Source organism: Oceanobacter kriegii DSM 6294, from assembly GCF_000422845.1.
In the GTDB taxonomy this organism is placed as follows: domain Bacteria; phylum Pseudomonadota; class Gammaproteobacteria; order Pseudomonadales; family Oceanobacteraceae; genus Oceanobacter; species Oceanobacter kriegii.
The window spans coordinates 215,770-230,927 of record NZ_KE383932.1; the positions used below are offsets into that span (position 1 = coordinate 215,770).

The 15,158-nt window shown below is 54.1% G+C and carries 13 protein-coding genes; 10 read left to right on the forward strand and 3 right to left on the reverse strand.

Annotated features, from left to right (window positions below):
- Window positions 1–99 precede the first annotated feature (99 nt).
- Entirely contained in the window at window positions 100–810 is a 711-nt protein-coding gene (tsaA, locus tag G516_RS0117530; RefSeq protein ID WP_028294743.1) for a tRNA (N6-threonylcarbamoyladenosine(37)-N6)-methyltransferase TrmO, read from the reverse strand.
- A 190-nt stretch (window positions 811–1,000) separates the two neighbouring features.
- Between tsaA and G516_RS0117535 the strand changes: the two genes are divergently transcribed.
- The 9 genes from G516_RS0117535 (at window position 1,001) to G516_RS0117575 (ending at window position 12,172) form a co-directional block, all read left to right on the forward strand.
- Complete coding sequence (locus tag G516_RS0117535) at window positions 1,001–2,053, forward strand: DUF2333 family protein (RefSeq protein WP_028294744.1); 1,053 nt, start codon at window positions 1,001–1,003, stop codon at window positions 2,051–2,053.
- Between the two features lie 356 nt (window positions 2,054–2,409).
- A complete protein-coding gene (locus G516_RS0117540) occupies window positions 2,410–5,385 on the forward strand; it encodes a TonB-dependent receptor (RefSeq protein WP_028294745.1) in 2,976 nt (991 codons plus the stop codon).
- Between the two features lie 83 nt (window positions 5,386–5,468).
- Window positions 5,469–6,926 (forward strand): hypothetical protein, encoded by a 1,458-nt coding sequence (locus tag G516_RS0117545; protein ID WP_028294746.1) that lies wholly within the window; start codon window positions 5,469–5,471, stop codon window positions 6,924–6,926.
- A gap of 228 nt (window positions 6,927–7,154) precedes the next feature.
- On the forward strand, window positions 7,155–7,913 hold the full coding sequence (locus tag G516_RS0117550; RefSeq protein WP_036537255.1) for a DUF3450 domain-containing protein: 759 nt from the start codon (window positions 7,155–7,157) through the stop codon (window positions 7,911–7,913).
- Window positions 7,913–9,283: a MotA/TolQ/ExbB proton channel family protein gene (locus G516_RS0117555; protein WP_028294748.1), complete on the forward strand. Its 1,371-nt coding sequence runs from the start codon at window positions 7,913–7,915 to the stop codon at window positions 9,281–9,283. The genes G516_RS0117550 and G516_RS0117555 overlap by 1 nt, the downstream gene beginning before the upstream one ends.
- A 5-nt stretch (window positions 9,284–9,288) precedes the next feature.
- On the forward strand, window positions 9,289–9,813 hold the full coding sequence (locus G516_RS0117560; protein ID WP_036537358.1) for a MotA/TolQ/ExbB proton channel family protein: 525 nt from the start codon (window positions 9,289–9,291) through the stop codon (window positions 9,811–9,813).
- Window positions 9,814–9,829: 16 nt separating this feature from the next.
- Window positions 9,830–10,240 (forward strand): ExbD/TolR family protein, encoded by a 411-nt coding sequence (locus G516_RS0117565; protein WP_028294750.1) that lies wholly within the window; start codon window positions 9,830–9,832, stop codon window positions 10,238–10,240.
- Between the two features lies 1 nt (window position 10,241).
- Window positions 10,242–10,859 carry an energy transducer TonB gene (locus G516_RS0117570; RefSeq protein WP_051219566.1) on the forward strand — a complete coding sequence of 206 codons (618 nt, stop codon included), beginning with the start codon at window positions 10,242–10,244 and terminating at the stop codon, window positions 10,857–10,859.
- Window positions 10,860–10,873: 14 nt separating this feature from the next.
- The gene (locus G516_RS0117575) at window positions 10,874–12,172 is read left to right on the forward strand and encodes a tetratricopeptide repeat protein (RefSeq protein WP_028294752.1); all 1,299 of its coding nucleotides are present in this window, start codon (window positions 10,874–10,876) and stop codon (window positions 12,170–12,172) included.
- A gap of 145 nt (window positions 12,173–12,317) precedes the next feature.
- Here G516_RS0117575 and G516_RS0117580 read toward each other — a convergent pair whose 3' ends face one another.
- Window positions 12,318–12,965, reverse strand: coding sequence for a hypothetical protein (locus tag G516_RS0117580; RefSeq protein ID WP_028294753.1), 648 nt, complete (start codon window positions 12,963–12,965; stop codon window positions 12,318–12,320).
- Window positions 12,966–13,037: 72 nt separating this feature from the next.
- Here G516_RS0117580 and G516_RS0117585 point away from each other — a divergent pair, with 72 nt between their 5' ends.
- Window positions 13,038–14,138: an enoyl-CoA hydratase/isomerase family protein gene (locus G516_RS0117585; protein WP_156879093.1), complete on the forward strand. Its 1,101-nt coding sequence runs from the start codon at window positions 13,038–13,040 to the stop codon at window positions 14,136–14,138.
- Window positions 14,139–14,161: 23 nt separating this feature from the next.
- Here the strand turns inward: G516_RS0117585 and ygfZ are convergent, their stop codons facing one another.
- Complete coding sequence (gene ygfZ, locus G516_RS0117590; protein ID WP_028294755.1) at window positions 14,162–15,055, reverse strand: CAF17-like 4Fe-4S cluster assembly/insertion protein YgfZ; 894 nt, start codon at window positions 15,053–15,055, stop codon at window positions 14,162–14,164.
- Window positions 15,056–15,158 lie beyond the last annotated feature (103 nt).

A 15,158-nucleotide genomic window follows, 5' to 3' on the forward strand; every position in this document is an offset into this window, starting at 1 on the left:
TTTGATAAGCGCCTCCCTGGCGAACAAAGCGTGGCGAACACACGCTGATAGTATCAGGATAGCCGATCTTTGGGATGCTCAGGTTATCTCTGCGTTGTGTTACTCGCCAGGGGCTGCCTGTGCAACACCAGTCACCACAATCTGACCGGCTGCCGGGTAATGCCACTTTACTTCCACATCCCAGAAACGAGTGCCGTACATCCGTTCAGGTGGAGGGGTTTGATAGGCCGGTTTTGGGTCCTGGGCCAGACATTGATTGATCAGCTCGACCAACCCCGGTCGGTGGCTTTGTTCAACGGCCTGAGCGCCGGCAAGGACCTCCGGTTGCCAGTCGACCGTAACCTGAGCCGGTGCTTGCTGGGCAATGCCATTGCTGGCCTCTGGCAAACAGTCGGCGTAGGGCACATAGGGTTTGATGTCGATGATGGGGGTTTGGTCGAGCAGGTCGACACCGGCGACGTGAATGCGAGTTCCTTCTACCGCCAATACCTTTACCAGCGACTGGCCAATGCCATTGGGGCGGTGGCTGCTGCGGGTGGCAAACACGCCCAGTTTGTCGTTGCCTCCCAACCGGGGTGGTCGTACCCGCAAACGCGGTGGGGCTGCTGGGTCTGGCAAGGCCTCATGGAACAGGAAACTGAGCCAGATATGGGACACCTGCTCCAGCCCTTGCAGCGCCAGTGGATCGTCAAAGGGCGGTTGCAGCTCAATGATCCCTACCGCAGCCGGCGCCAGCATCGGTTGTCTGGGAATGGCAAATTTTTCAGCAAACGGGGTATGGGCAAGGGCGACGGTTTGAATCTGGTGCATGCAGGGGTCCGGTCGGGTGGCGTCAACCCACGATAGATAACCGTGTGTTAACCGATAGGTTGCCAATATTACCGGCTTCAACGGTTGCTTTTAAAGGCTGAAGGCCGTTGGCAGTCGTGGCATTATGAACCTTCTATCACAGCATGTTGATGTGAGGTTGTGTTTTAGTGGAGCTAAAAGGATTGCTGATATGAGTGATGATTTCGATACCCGCGGCGAGAGCCTGAAAGAACGCATGCAGGACCGCTGGAGAGAATCCGGTGCCATCCGTAACGGCATTGTGATTGTGGTGTTGCTGTACATTCTGATCACCCTGGCGCTGGGCTTCTTCTGGAGCAGCGAGCCAGACGCCTTTGCGATTCGGGAAAACACCGCCGTCAAAGCTGAGACCATGGGCGTTGACCCGGTGACCGGTTTCACCACTGTATCCACCCTGATCACGGTAGCCGATACCATGCTGCACAAACCGGGTGGTTATTTGAGTAACGACATGACACCGCCGGGTATTTGGCTGGATAACATTCCCAACTGGGAATACGGTGTGCTGACTCAGGTACGCGATTTTACCGAAGCCTTGCGCCGTGACTTCAGTCGTTCGCAAAGCCAGTCGACCGAAGATGAAGACCTGATCACCGCCGAGAACAGCTTCAAGATTGACCACTCCCGTTGGGCGCTGCCGTCATCAGAATCTGAATACCAGACTGGTATCGACAAGCTAAACCGCTATATCACCCGTTTGTCCGATCGCAATGTGCCAGACGCCCAGTTCTACTCCCGTGCGGATAACCTGCAACGTTGGCTGCAAAATGTAGAAACCCGTTTGGGCAGCTTGTCCCAGCGCTTGAGTGCTTCGGTTGGCAAGCCACGCTTGAATACGGATTTGTCGGGTGACCCGGATGCCCGTCAGTCGACTCCGAACGACGCCGATCGTGAGGTGAAAACCCCGTGGACCGAGATCGACGACGTGTTCTTTGAAGCCCGTGGCAGTGCCTGGGCGCTGGCGCATCTGCTGCGCGCCATTGAAGTGGATTTCCGCGATGTGCTGGAGAAGAAAAACGCGCTGGTCAGCCTGCGCCAGATCATTCGTGAGCTGGATTCCACTCAGGAAACCGTCTGGTCTCCGGTGATTCTGAATGGCAGTGGCTTTGGCCTGTTCGCCAACCACTCGCTGGTGATGGCGTCCTATATCTCTCGCGCCAATGCCGCCATTGCGGATTTGCGGATGCTGCTGTCACAGGGCTAACCCTGCTTCTAAAGAATCGCTTGAAATAACTCGCCGCCCGGCGGGTTATTTGTTTGTGGCCCTCGGTTTTTTCCTGCTTCTTGACCGCTTTTCCATGGCCTGTTCACGGCCTGCTCTCCGTTTCTTCTCTGCACCTTCCCGGACTCTATTCCTTCCTGAGTGCTTTTTGATCAGCTGGTCAATTTGTCAAAGCACTGACATCAAGACCGTGTTCGGCTGTCACTTTTCTGTCATTTAAAAGCAATTTTCATGTCACATATCCGCAACATACTCCGCCCCCAAGATATAAAGAGTCCATGTTCGGTCAGCCACCGTCAGGGACTGTTGTAAAACCTATATTCCTTTCAGGGGGCTCAATGAAACCGACACGGGTAATGCTAACTGCAGCGTCGACGCTTCTCGTTTCACAGGTGATGGCCGGTGAAGCTGTTTTCTATATCACCGAAGACGGCATGTCCATGCGTGACGTGGCAGTCAGTGTTGACGGCCAAAAGCAGTTGATCGGTAACACCGGTTTCGTTTCTTTCGATATCGATGCAGGCAACCACAGCGTTGAACTGTCCAAGTACGGCGAGTGGCTGGGCGAGTTCCAGTTCAGCACCGAAAACGGCGAACAGAACGCTGAAATCCAGGTAGATGTACTGGGCGGCGAAGCACTGGAAGACGTCGTGGTTTACACCCCGGGTCAGGAAGAAGCGCCAGCACTGGGCCAGATTTCCGGCTACCTGAACTCTGAAGAAACCGGCGGTGCGGTTGCGGGTGCCAGCGTATCGATCGCCGGTACTGACATGGCCGTGGTGACCGACGAAGAAGGTTTCTTCTCGTTTGAACTGCCACGTGGTGAATACGAAGTTGCTATCGCTCACCCGAACTACGGCCAGCGCGAAGTCGACGGCGTTCGCGTCATGGGTAACGTCAACACCGGCGTTAACCTGACACTGGGTATGTCCGGTAATGGCGTGATCGAAGAAGTAGTTGCTGTAGGTTCCTACATCCCATCGACCGCCACTGCACAAGAGCGTGATTCTTCTGCGGTACTGGATGCCATCGGCTCCGAGCAAATGGCCCGCTTTGGCGACTCCAGTGCTGCGTCTGCGCTGAAGCGCGTTGCCGGTGTTTCTGTTGCTGGTGGGCAGTTTGCGATCATTCGTGGTATGGCTGGTCGATACATTTCCTCCACCTTGAACGGTAGCTTGATGCCATCGACCGACCCTATGCGTCGCGATGTTCCTCTCGACTTGTTCCCCGCGTCTGTTTTGGGCGGTATTGATATTCAGAAAAGCTTCACTCCTGACCTGCCGGGTGACTCCACTGGCGGTGCGATTCGCATGTCGACCAAGGGAATGCCAGAGTTCACTGGTGGTAAGGCAAGCGTCAAACTGGGTATGAATTCCCGCACTACGTTCAGTGACGTAAATAGCTATGAAGGCGGCTCAACCGACTGGATGGGTGTTGACGATGGCACTCGTGAAGAGCCTTCTTTCGCCAATAGCTTCACTGATGGGGGCTACGACGTTCCTACCTTTATTACTGGTGCTGAGCGTGTTGAATTAACCCAGTCTTTTGATCACAACTACGGTGTGCAGCAGGTTGAGGCAAAACCCGCCCGAGGTTTCAGTGTTTCCTACGGCAAACTGATGGAAGGCGACGAAAGCACTCATGGCATGTACTCCGCTTTCAGTTATAGCGACAAGTGGACTGCACGTCACAATGCTGAAATTAATGACACCAGTGAAGAAGGTACCTATGAGCGTACCAAGCGTAACATCGATCTTGCGGGATACTTTTATTACGGCATCGAGGACGCTAACAACCTTTGGCAAAGCAAGACCATTTTGCTTCGCAAAACAGATAACACGACGAAAACCAGCAACACCCGTGACGAAGGCAAGGATCAGGAGCTGAATCAGACTCTGTTGCAGTGGGTAGAGCGTCAATATCTTGGCCAGCAGTTCTCCGGTACTCACTACTTTGGAGACGATACTCTCGAATGGCGTGCAGGGATTGCACAAACATCCCGTTATGAGCCTGATCGCCGTACCTACACGTATGGTCGTGCTTTGGGTACGTCAAATGACTTTGCTTTCCAGGGAACCGTTGAGCGTCGTTATTCCGACCTGACTGAAAACACCTACGATATTGGTGCGGATTACACGTCGGAATACCTGTTCGATACCTGGGCCTGGAAGAATAAGTTTGGCTTCAGCTATACCACTAAAAACCGTGAAGTTGAGCTGGCTCGATATGCGAACCGTGCTGTGACTTCCAGTTCGGTCGATACGACAGCGTCACTGGATGAAATTTTCTCTGACACCAATGTTGATAACGGCACTGTAACCTTCACTGGTACCACAACAGCGACTGATAGCTATGACGCTGACGAAGAAGTTGTTGCTGTTCACGGCTCCAGCGAGCTGGATATGGATTCGGTATCTGTTCTGGCTGGACTGCGTTACGAGAGCATTACTCAGGAGCTTGACTACCCGAACAAGGCTGACTCCCAAAATACCCTGGAAGAAAGCTATGTGTTGCCTGCTTTGTCGGCCAACTGGCGTGTCACCGAAGACTCACAGCTGCGAGCCAGTATTACCCAGACGGTTTCTCGTCCAGGTATTACCGAGCGCTCAGAGTCCGTTCAATATGATCCGGACACAGATAAGCCTCTGACTGGTAATGCTGATCTGGAAATTTCCAAAATCAACAACCTCGATTTGCGCGGCGAATACTACTTCTCTGAAGAAGAAAGTGTGACCGTTGCCTTGTTCTACAAGGATGTTGATAAGCCAATCGAACGCCAGGTTCTCGATGCCGATGGCAGCGCAGCCGAAGGTTACACCTACGACAACGTGAACAGCGCAGAGCTTAAAGGTCTGGAGGCTGACTTCCGATTGAATGTCCTGGATACAGACAGATTGTCTGGCTTCGTATCCGGTAACTTCGCCTGGGTTGATTCTGAAGTCGATTTGACCGGCACCAACGCAGAGCGTCTGGAGGGAGCTTCCAGCCGAGCCCTGCAGGGACAGTCTGAATTTCTGGGCAACCTGCAACTTGGTCTTGATGACTATGAATCAGGACAGTCTCTGACACTGCTTGTGAACTACTTTGACGAACGTATCTATGCAACAAGCCGTGGTGACCTGGGGCCTGTGATGGAAGACGGTCGCACAACCTTTGATCTTGTCTATAGCTACGACTTCAGTGACGACCTGAAGATCAAGGCGAAAGCATCAAACATTACCGATGAGCCCGTAACTTACTCCCGTGATGGACGTACGTTAGAGAGCTACTACGTAGGCACCGATTTCGACGCATCCGTCGAGTATCAATTCTGATTTTTGTAATTGTTCTGCAATGAAAGTGCACGACACTCAGTGCACTTTCTTACTAAGCAACACTCTGTGATGAGGAACTAAAGATGGAACTGAAGAAGAGCTATTTGGCAGTAGCGATTGCCGCTGCAACTCTGGTTGGTTGCGGTAGCGACAGCAGCGATAGCAACGACAACGATAGCAACAACAACGAGACAGGCACTTACAGCTTCCTGTCTTGTGAAACCGAATCCCAGTGTGTGATCACTGGCACCATCGACGAAGATTTCACTATGTCTTCTGACGTTCAGTACGTTCTGGACGGTCTGGTTAAAGTTGGTTACGGCAACATCGCTTTCACTTCTGATTCCGACGTGACTACAGCCAAGAACAACGGCGTAACCCTGACCATCGAACCAGGCACTGACGTACGTGGCGCTGATGACGGTGTTCTGATCGTTACTCGTGGTTCCAAGCTGATGGCTGAAGGTACTGCTGAAGCTCCTATCACTTTCTCCTCTCTGTCTGATGAAGATTTCGATGGCCTGGGTGAGTGGGGCGGTGTGATCCTGCAAGGTCTGGCTACCCAGTACGGTGCTGGTAACACTGGCGCTTGTTACGGCGACGGTTCTATTTGTAACGTTCAGGGCGAAGGCGGTGACGGTGTAGGTTTCTACGGCGGTAACGAAGACGGCGATAACAGCGGTGTACTGAAGTACGTTCGTATTGCTGAAGCCGGTAAGGTCGCTGGTCCTAACAACGAAGTTAACGGCCTGACCCTGATGGGTGTTGGTCATGGCACCACCATCGACTACATTCAGGTTCACAACAACCTGGACGACGGTATTGAGTGGTTCGGTGGTACTGTAAACGTTACTCACGCTGTACTGACTGGTAACGACGACGACGATATCGACTTTGATACTGGCTACAAGGGCAACATCCAGTACGCACTGGTTGTTAAGAATGCTGATCTGACTGCCCCATCCGGTTCTAACGATCCTCGTGGCATCGAAGCAAACTCTTCTGATGATGAATACGTTCCTCAAACGGAAGGTGCTTTGGCCAACATCACTCTGGTTGGTGCTGCTGTGACCGAAGGTCAGTACGGTATGCGTCTGCGTGGTTCCCTGACTACCCGTATTTACAACACTGCAGTTGTGAACTGGGAATCCTGTATCCGTGTAGACGACTCCGACACCGACGGTGATGACACTGTTGATTCTTACAGTAATGTAACTCTGGTTAACATTGTTGGTGACTGTGCTCCAGACGGCATGTACACCAAGCGTGACGCCGATGTTGCTACTAACGTTGTGGAAGCAGACATCGATCTGGATGCTGCTGCTGCACTGACCTCTGCCAATGGCGAGCTGACCGAAGCTCCAGCCATGACCGCGGTTGACAACGGTTCTGGGTTCGCATTCGACGCTACTTCTTATGTCGGTGCTGTTGCTCCGGGTACTGCCGCTGCTGACGCATGGTGGGCTGGTTGGGTAATCGAAGGTTCTCTGGATAACGTTGCTAACCAGGACGATCCAGCGACTACTTTCGCTGCCGAATAATCTTACCTCGGTAAGACAACAAAAACGGCGCCTTCGGGCGCCGTTTTTCGTTTCTGGAATAGTGAATTTTCAATTAAAACAACTGAGATCCTTTCTCATTTTAGAAGAGTTGGTATGATCCGTTACCCTGTAACAAAGCTGTCACGCAACTGAAGTAATGTGCCAGCTCGAATTTGAGGGGCCCGAACCATCTTACACGGGCAAATTGGAGTCTAACGGGTAATACATATGCTACTGCGAACTCGAAACCTGCTGGCTGCCGCCATCCTTGGCGCATGCGCTATCTCTGGCGCAAATGCAGCGGACGTAAATACGGCAATTGACAAGGGTGTCAGCCGCGTAAACAACGCGCAGGCGTCTCAGCAGAAGATTGATTCTATCGACAACAGCATCCGTGCCACCGAGCGTGAATACCGTGGCGTTGTGAAAGAAGTAGACGGTCTGAATGTGTACATCGAGCAGCTGGACAAGCAGTTGGCGGCTCAGGATGAAGAGCTGTCTTCCATTGCTGACAGTATTGAAAAAGTAACGCTGGTAGAGCGTCAGATCACCCCGTTGATGCTGAAGATGATCGACTCCATTGACCAGTTCGTTAAAGCCGACGTGCCGTTCCTGAAAGACGAGCGTAGCGAGCGTGTCGATGCCCTGAAAGACCTGATGGGTCGTTCTGATGTAACGGTTGCCGAGAAGTACCGCAAGGTGATGGAAGCCTACCAGGCCGAGATTGATTACGGTCGTACCATTGAATCCTACCGTGGCAACCTCGACGGTCGTGAAGTCGACTTCCTGCGCGTCGGTCGCATATCCCTGATGTACCAGACACTGGACGGCAACGAGCTGGGTGTATGGAACCAGGCTACCGGCCAATTTGAGGCAATGGACCCAACCATGAAGAGCAAGCTGAACGCCGGCTTGCGTATTGCCCGTGAGCAGGCAGCTCCGGATCTGATCAAAGCGCCCGTTGCAGCACCACAGGAGGCCAAGTAATGAAATTGAAGGCTATTGTATTGTCGGCCGCCCTGGCGTTTGGTTTTAACACTGCAAACGCTGCTGACACGGTTTCTGTTGATGATCTGCTGGGTCTGGTAAAGCAGGGTCAGGCACGTGATAACAAGGAATTCCAACAGCGTCTGAAGCGTTTCAACTCTGACAAGGCGCAACAGGAAAAAATGCTGGCTGACACCCGTCAGGAGCGTGACAACCTGGTTGCCGAAAGTGAGCGTAAGGAAGCCCTGTTCGCTGAGAACGAAACCAAAATCGCTGAAGAACAACAGCGTCTGACCGAGCGCATGGGCTCTCTGAAAGAGCTGTTCGGTGTGCTGCAGCAAGTGGCGGGCGACACCAAGTCCGTGTTTGAAGGCTCCGTGGTCAGCTCTGAGCTGCCAGGCCGTGAGCAGTTCCTGACCGACCTGATCATCACCGCCGGTTCTTCTTCCAAACTGCCATCCATCGACCAGCTGGAACAGCTGTGGTTTGAAATGCAGCGTGAAGCAACCTACACCGGTCGCGTATCCAGCTACCAGACTGACGTGGTTGTACCATCCGGTGAAACCGTTCAGAAAGACGTTGTCCGTGTGGGTGGTTTCAACGCCATTTCCGATGGCAAATACCTGAACTGGGATCTGGAATCCGGTCGTCTGGTTGAACTGGATAAACAGCCAGGTAGTCGTTACACCGATCCGGCCAAAGCTCTGGAAGTGGCGTCTGGCGACCAGCTGACTGAGTTCTGGATTGACCCTTCCCGTGGCCAGCTGCTGAAGATCATGGGTCAGTCCCCTGAACTGCAGGAGCGTGTTGATCAGGGCGGTATCGTTGGTTACATCATCATGGCGTTGGGCCTGGTGGGTATCCTGACTGCATTGTGGCGCATGCTGGTGCTGTGGCTGGAAGGTATGAAGATCCGCAAGCAAATGAAGTCTGATACGCCAAACGAAAACAACGCACTGGGTCGTGTGATGGCGGTCTTCCAGGCCAACAAGGATGCCGACATCGAGACTCTGGAACTGCATTTGGGTGAAGCGATTTCTGCCGAAATCCCACGTCTGACCCGCGCCATTGGCTGGATCAAGATCATCTCTGTTGTGGCTCCGCTGCTGGGTCTGCTGGGTACCGTAACCGGTATGATCGACGTGTTCGAAACCATGTCCCTGTTTGGTACCGGCGATCCGAAACTGATGGCAGGTGGTATTTCCCAGGCTCTGATGACGACCGTTCAAGGTCTGGTGGCAGCAATTCCTTGTGTGTTCCTGCATACCCTGACCAACAACCGCAGTCGCGAGCTGATGATGATTCTGGAAGAACGCGCTACCGGTATTCTGGCTCGCCAGAGTGAACAGTCCCACGGTAAAGCGGCGTGATCGTCATGTTGTTTACTGAACTCTACGAACCTGTCTACCTGTTCATGGAGCGAGGAGGCATGGTCCTCTTCAGCATCCTGTTCCTGGTACTGTTTCTGTGGGGGTTCGTTCTGGAACGTGTTTTCTACTTTATGTTTGTACACCGCGCGTCCGTAAAGGCCGCGGTGGCCGAGTGGGAAGCACGCAGTGAGCGTCGCTCCTGGGCCGCTCATCAGATCCGTCAGGATCTGTTGAGCCGGCTGTCCTTTGAACTGACTTCCAATATGAGCACCATCAAAATGCTGATCGGTCTGGCGCCTCTGTTTGGCTTGCTGGGTACCGTTACCGGCATGATCGAAGTGTTTGATGTGATGGCGTTTCTGGGCAGTGGTAGCCCAAAAGCGATGGCATCCGGTATTTCCAAGGCAACCATTCCGACCATGGCCGGTATGGTGGCTGCGATCACCGGTGTGTTTGCTCAGTCGCTGCTTGATCGTTACATCAAGCGGGAAAAAATTCGAATCGAAGACCAGCTGACCTTCGATCACTGATAAAGAGAAGATTGCTATGAGACGCGGTTTTTCAAATTTGACCCCACAAGCCGAGGAAGGCGAAATCGACATCACTCCGATGCTGGACGTGGTGTTCATCATGCTGATCTTCTTCATTGTGACCGCCTCTTTTGTGAAAGAGACCGGTATTGAAGTAAATCGTCCAGACGCCAGCACGGCCAGTGCCAAGCCACGCGCCAACATCCTGATCGCCATTAACGACATGGGCGAAATCTGGATCGACAAGCGTAAGGTGGATGAAAGTCAGGTACGTGCCAACATCGAGAGGATGCACGCCGAAAACCCTCAGGGTACGGTGGTGATTCAGGCCGATCAGGAAGCCAAGACCCGTACTCTGGTGGCGGTGATGGACGCAGCACGTGCGGCAGGTGTGTACGACGTATCCCTGTCAACACAGGAGCAATAATATGATCGCAGCCTTGCTACGCTACTGTGCAGCACTGGTTGTCGGCTCGGGCGTGACCTTTGGGGTGTTCTGGGTCATGCAGGGCCTGATCAGTAGTGGCGGCTCTGTTATGAACGAACAGAGCACCGAACGACTCGAAAGCTTTGTGATGCAAAAGCCGGACGATGAAGTTCAGACCAAGGAACGCAAGCCGCAAAAACCGCCGGTTGCTCCAAAAGAGCCACCCAAGCCTGAAATGCCGAAGCCACAAGTGGCCAAGGCGTCTACCGATGGCTTTGACGTTGGCGGCTTTGACATCAGTGCCGACCTCAATGTTGACGCTGGCCTGTCTGGCGGTGGTGGTGACGGTGAATACCTGCCGATTGTGAAGGTAGCGCCTAACTATCCTCGTCGTGCCGCCCAGCGCGGTATTGAAGGCTACGTGGTGGTGGAATTCACTGTGAATGCACTGGGTGCGGTGGTGAATCCGGTGGTGATTGAAGCGGCTCCGCCGAATATCTTCGATCGCGAGGCACTGGCCGCCGTGAAGAAGTTCAAGTACAAGCCAAAAACCGTTAACGGCAAAGGCGTCGAAGTACCGGGTGTGCGTAACATCATCCGTTTCGAGCTTGAGAAATAACACCAGGAGTTAACATGAAAAAACCATTGGCCCTGTTGGGTGCCGGATTGGTGGCGCTTTCGTTGTCCTATGTGGGACCTGGTGTGATGTCGGTACAGGCCGCTGAGCAGTCCGGTTCGTCCGCTGCCAGCAACAAGCGTGTTCGTCGTTCTGCCACCATGCGCCCGCAAATCTTCAAGAAGCTGGACGGCGCTCGTGAGCTGGCCGACCAGAAACAATACGCGGAAGCACTGGAAGAGTTGCAGGATCTGGAGAAGCGTCGCCGCAACTCCTACGAAACGGCAATGACCCACAATATGTACGCCTATGTGTACTTCAATCAGGAAAAGTACAAGGAGGCTGCTGCAGCCTACGAGAATGTGATCGCGGTCGAGAACATTCCTGAAAGCCTTGAGCAAACCACCTTGTACAGCCTGGCCAAGCTGTATCTGATTCAGGAACAGTACAAGCAGGCGTTGGTGCCACTGAACAAGTGGTTTGGCATTGTTGCCGAGCCGGGCGCTGAAGCCTATGTGCTGCGCGCGCAGGTGTACTTCCAGATTGAGCAGTACAACAAGGCACTGCCAGACATCAAGCAGGCCATTGCCATGGTCAAGAAGCAGGGCAACCTGCCGCGTGAAAACTGGTTGATGCTGGAACGTGCGGTGTACTACCAGAACAAGGACTTCGACAATCTGGCCCGTTGCCTGCAAGACCTGGCAACCCTGTATCCGAAGTCCCAGTACTGGGTTCAGCTGGCGGCGGTGTATGCCGAGCTGGGGCAGCCAAAGCGTGAGCTTTCAACACTGGAAACCGCGTTTGAACAGAACATGCTGACCAAGGAAAGTGAACTGATCAACTACGCTCAGGCGTTGTTGGGGCAGGACATCCCTTATAAGGCGGCAGCCATCATCGAAGACGGCGTTAAAGCAGGCATCATCAAGGAAGATGCCCGCACCATGTCGCTGCTGGGTGATTCCTGGATGCTGGCGAAGGAATACGACAAGGCCATTGTCGCGATGACAGAGGCTGCCAAGCTGTCTGGTAAAGGCAGTGATTTCTTCAAGCTGGCGCAGATTCACACCGAACGTCAGGAGTGGAAACTGGCACTGCAAAACGTCAAGCAGGCGATTGCCAAAGGTGGTTTGCAGCAAGAGTCATCCGCGCTGATTCTGCAAGGTTTGATCGAGTTCAATCTGGACGAGCTGAAGGATGCCAAAGCGTCTTTTGCCAAAGCGGCGAAGTTCGACGAAGCAACCAAAACAGCGGGCCAGTGGCTCGAATACATCAAGAGTGAAGAAAAGCGTCGCGAGTACATGGCGGCGTCTTCCTGATCGGCTTCGGCCGTCAGTCCTGATGTCATTATTTTTAAGGAATAATGAGCATAAATGGCCGCTTTTGCGGCCATTTTGCGTTCCGGGTTTTGCTTTTCGGGTTTTCGCTTACTGCTCTCGATCAGGCTTCCTGCTCTGATCAAATTTACTGGCCTTGATCAAATAGACCGAGCGCCTCGTCGATGGCCGTCATAATGGCATCGGCATCCACCAATACCCGTCCGGGTTTGAAAATCATCAGCAGATGCTGGCTTTGTTCAATCACCATGTCCGGGTGGCGTTGTAGCCACTCATAAACGGCTTGTTGTGCGCGCAGTTCAAACGCGTGGGGCTTTTGCGCCATCACCAGAGTGTTGGGCAACCCGGATATGGCGACGGTTTGCAGGTTGTTCTGATCCGGGTCGGTAAAGCTGTCGCTTTGCAAATTGCGGTGGTAACGCTGGGGCTGGACCCGAAAATCGCCGGATTCCTGATTTACCTTGTCCATCACAATGACGGTTTGCTCCGCCAGTCCGGACACGCCAACGTAGGCATAATCCATCACCTTGAAATGAACGCCATCGCGTTGTCCCAGCAGTTGATGGCGGGTATGGCGAAACTGGGAGTGGTGGGTGATGGAAAATCCGGCTTCCAGAACGTCCTTGTCGAGGGCGCCAAACTGCCGGTATTCAGCATCGAGTTGCTGCGCCAGCGCCCGGCGGACACGGCCGGTATGGCTGCCGGTGTGTTTGAAAACCAGAAACAGACAGCCGCCTAGCGCGGCGACAATTAACAGGGCGATCAGGTAAATCATAGGTCGAGTTTCACGGAGTGGGGCGAAAAGTGTACCATCCCGAGTCCCTTAACACCGCCATGCGAGGTGCGCTTGAGTACGTTTTCTTCTGTGCTGTTTCAGACCGTGTCGGCCACAAAAGGCTACAAGATTGGCGTGGTGACATTGAATCGTCCGGAGGCCATGAATGCGCTGGATTTTGATTCCATCAAAGCCATTCGCCAGCGTTTGAAACGATGGAAGCACAGTCCCAAAATCGCTGCGGTGGTGATTCACTCTTCCAGTAAGCACTTCAGCTGCGGCGGCGATATCCGCGACCTCTACAACAGCATTGCCGACGAGCAACACCCCGCAGCCGGTGCTGACCGCTACTTCGAGCTGGAATATCAAACTAATGTGGAACTGCAGCGTTACGGCAAGCCGCTGATTACGGTGGGCAATGGCTACACCATGGGCGGCGGTCTGGGGCTGTTTCTGACCGGTAGCCATCGCATTGCGTTACCGGACATGAAGCTGGCGTGGCCGGAAATCAAAATAGGCTTGTTCCCGGACGTACTGGCCGCCTGGTACTTGCCCCGCATCGATCCATCCCTGGGCTTGTGGATGGGTGTAACGGCAACACCATTGGCGCAGGCGGACATCGTTCAACAGGCTCTGGCTACCCATGCGTTGGCCGCAGATGGTTTTGATCACTTGCTGGCAGCCCTGCGCGGGGCCCGCTGGGCAGAGCATTGGGCCGATAACCACTTCGTGGTGCGGCATATTCTGAAGTCACTGTCGGTCGAACCGACCACTGGCAGCGACTGGCAGCAACACCGTGGCGAAGTTGAACCCCTGTGTCAGCGTTTGCTGAATGGTGACTATGCACTGCCGAGCGGGTCGGAGTCTGAGTGGGTCAATCAGGGGGTGGCGGCGTATCACGCCGGCTGTCCGGCGTCTGCGCGGGTGTTTATTGAGCAGTTTCGGGAAGGCTGGCGCCTGAGTCAGGCGGAAGTGGCCCGGAGGGATCTGGAGTTGGCGTGGCAGGCTTGTCGCCACCCGGATTTGAAAGAAGGCATTCGTGCCATGATCATCGACAAGGACAAGCAGCCGGTGTGGCAGCATGCGTCAGTGGCAGCGGTGCCTGATAGCTGGGTCAAGGAGCTGATGACAGCCCCTTGGCCACGTGGCAAACACCCGCTGAAGGGTTTGTAGTCAGAGGCGCTAAGCCCGGGTTTTTACGACTGGGTTGGGGGCGTCAGTATCACGGCCTCGCCGGTTTGCAGGTGGCCGTCCTGCTTTTCAGACACGCTGGAAATGGCCAGTCCGGCGTTGTCGTACCAGGCAATCAGCTCAGCGACATTACGGCCGTCTGCATTGCTGACGTTCATGGGTAGGGCGATTTCAACCGTCATGGATTCGTTGCTCAGCTGCACGGCGGTCAGTTGTTTCTTGGTTTTGCCCAGATACTCCAGTCGGGCAACCACTTCCTGTCCGGTGTAGCAGCCTTTCTTGAAGTTAATGCCACCGGCCAGCCCCCAACCGGCGTGCTGAGGCACCCACTTTTCCGATGATTCGGCAGTTACCCACACCAGACCCAGTGCCATATCGGCTTGCAACCATCGGCTATGGATATTGCTGTTATCGTCTTCCGGCTGCTGTTCAGCGTCCGCTTCTGACCATAACTCGCTACGGCCGTCCGGCCACTCAATACGAATGGCGTCGTCATCCCAATGGATGTCGGCAGCGGCTGTCTCCAGATCTCCTCGGGCATCAACCAGAGTGGTGCTCAGTGGCTCGGCGGCTTCCTGGTCGTTGGCCAACGTGCCAACAACCGCGAGGTTGGATACTTCCAGAGTGGTTTTGTAGAACACCGCGTACTTGCTCAGGTGTTGCTTCAGTACCTCTGCAACATCGCGGCTCAGGCGCAGGTAGAAGTTGTCGTCCTGACGGGCAATCAGGAAGTTCGCCACCATGCGCCCCTTGGCGGTACAGCAGGCGCCCAGTTGCCAATGCTGCTCGTCCATTTTCATGACGTCACAGGTCAACTGCCCTTGCAGTAGTTTGGCTGAATCCTTGCCGCGAACGGTGAGGATGGCAAATTCTGGCAGCGAGGCGGTGAGTACCGTCATAACAACTCCGGGTGGCTAAGAACAATCTGTCAGTCGACGCAAGGCTCCGCTGCGTCAGTGCACCGGATTGTTGCATGTCCTGATGTGGGGGCAAGTGATGATT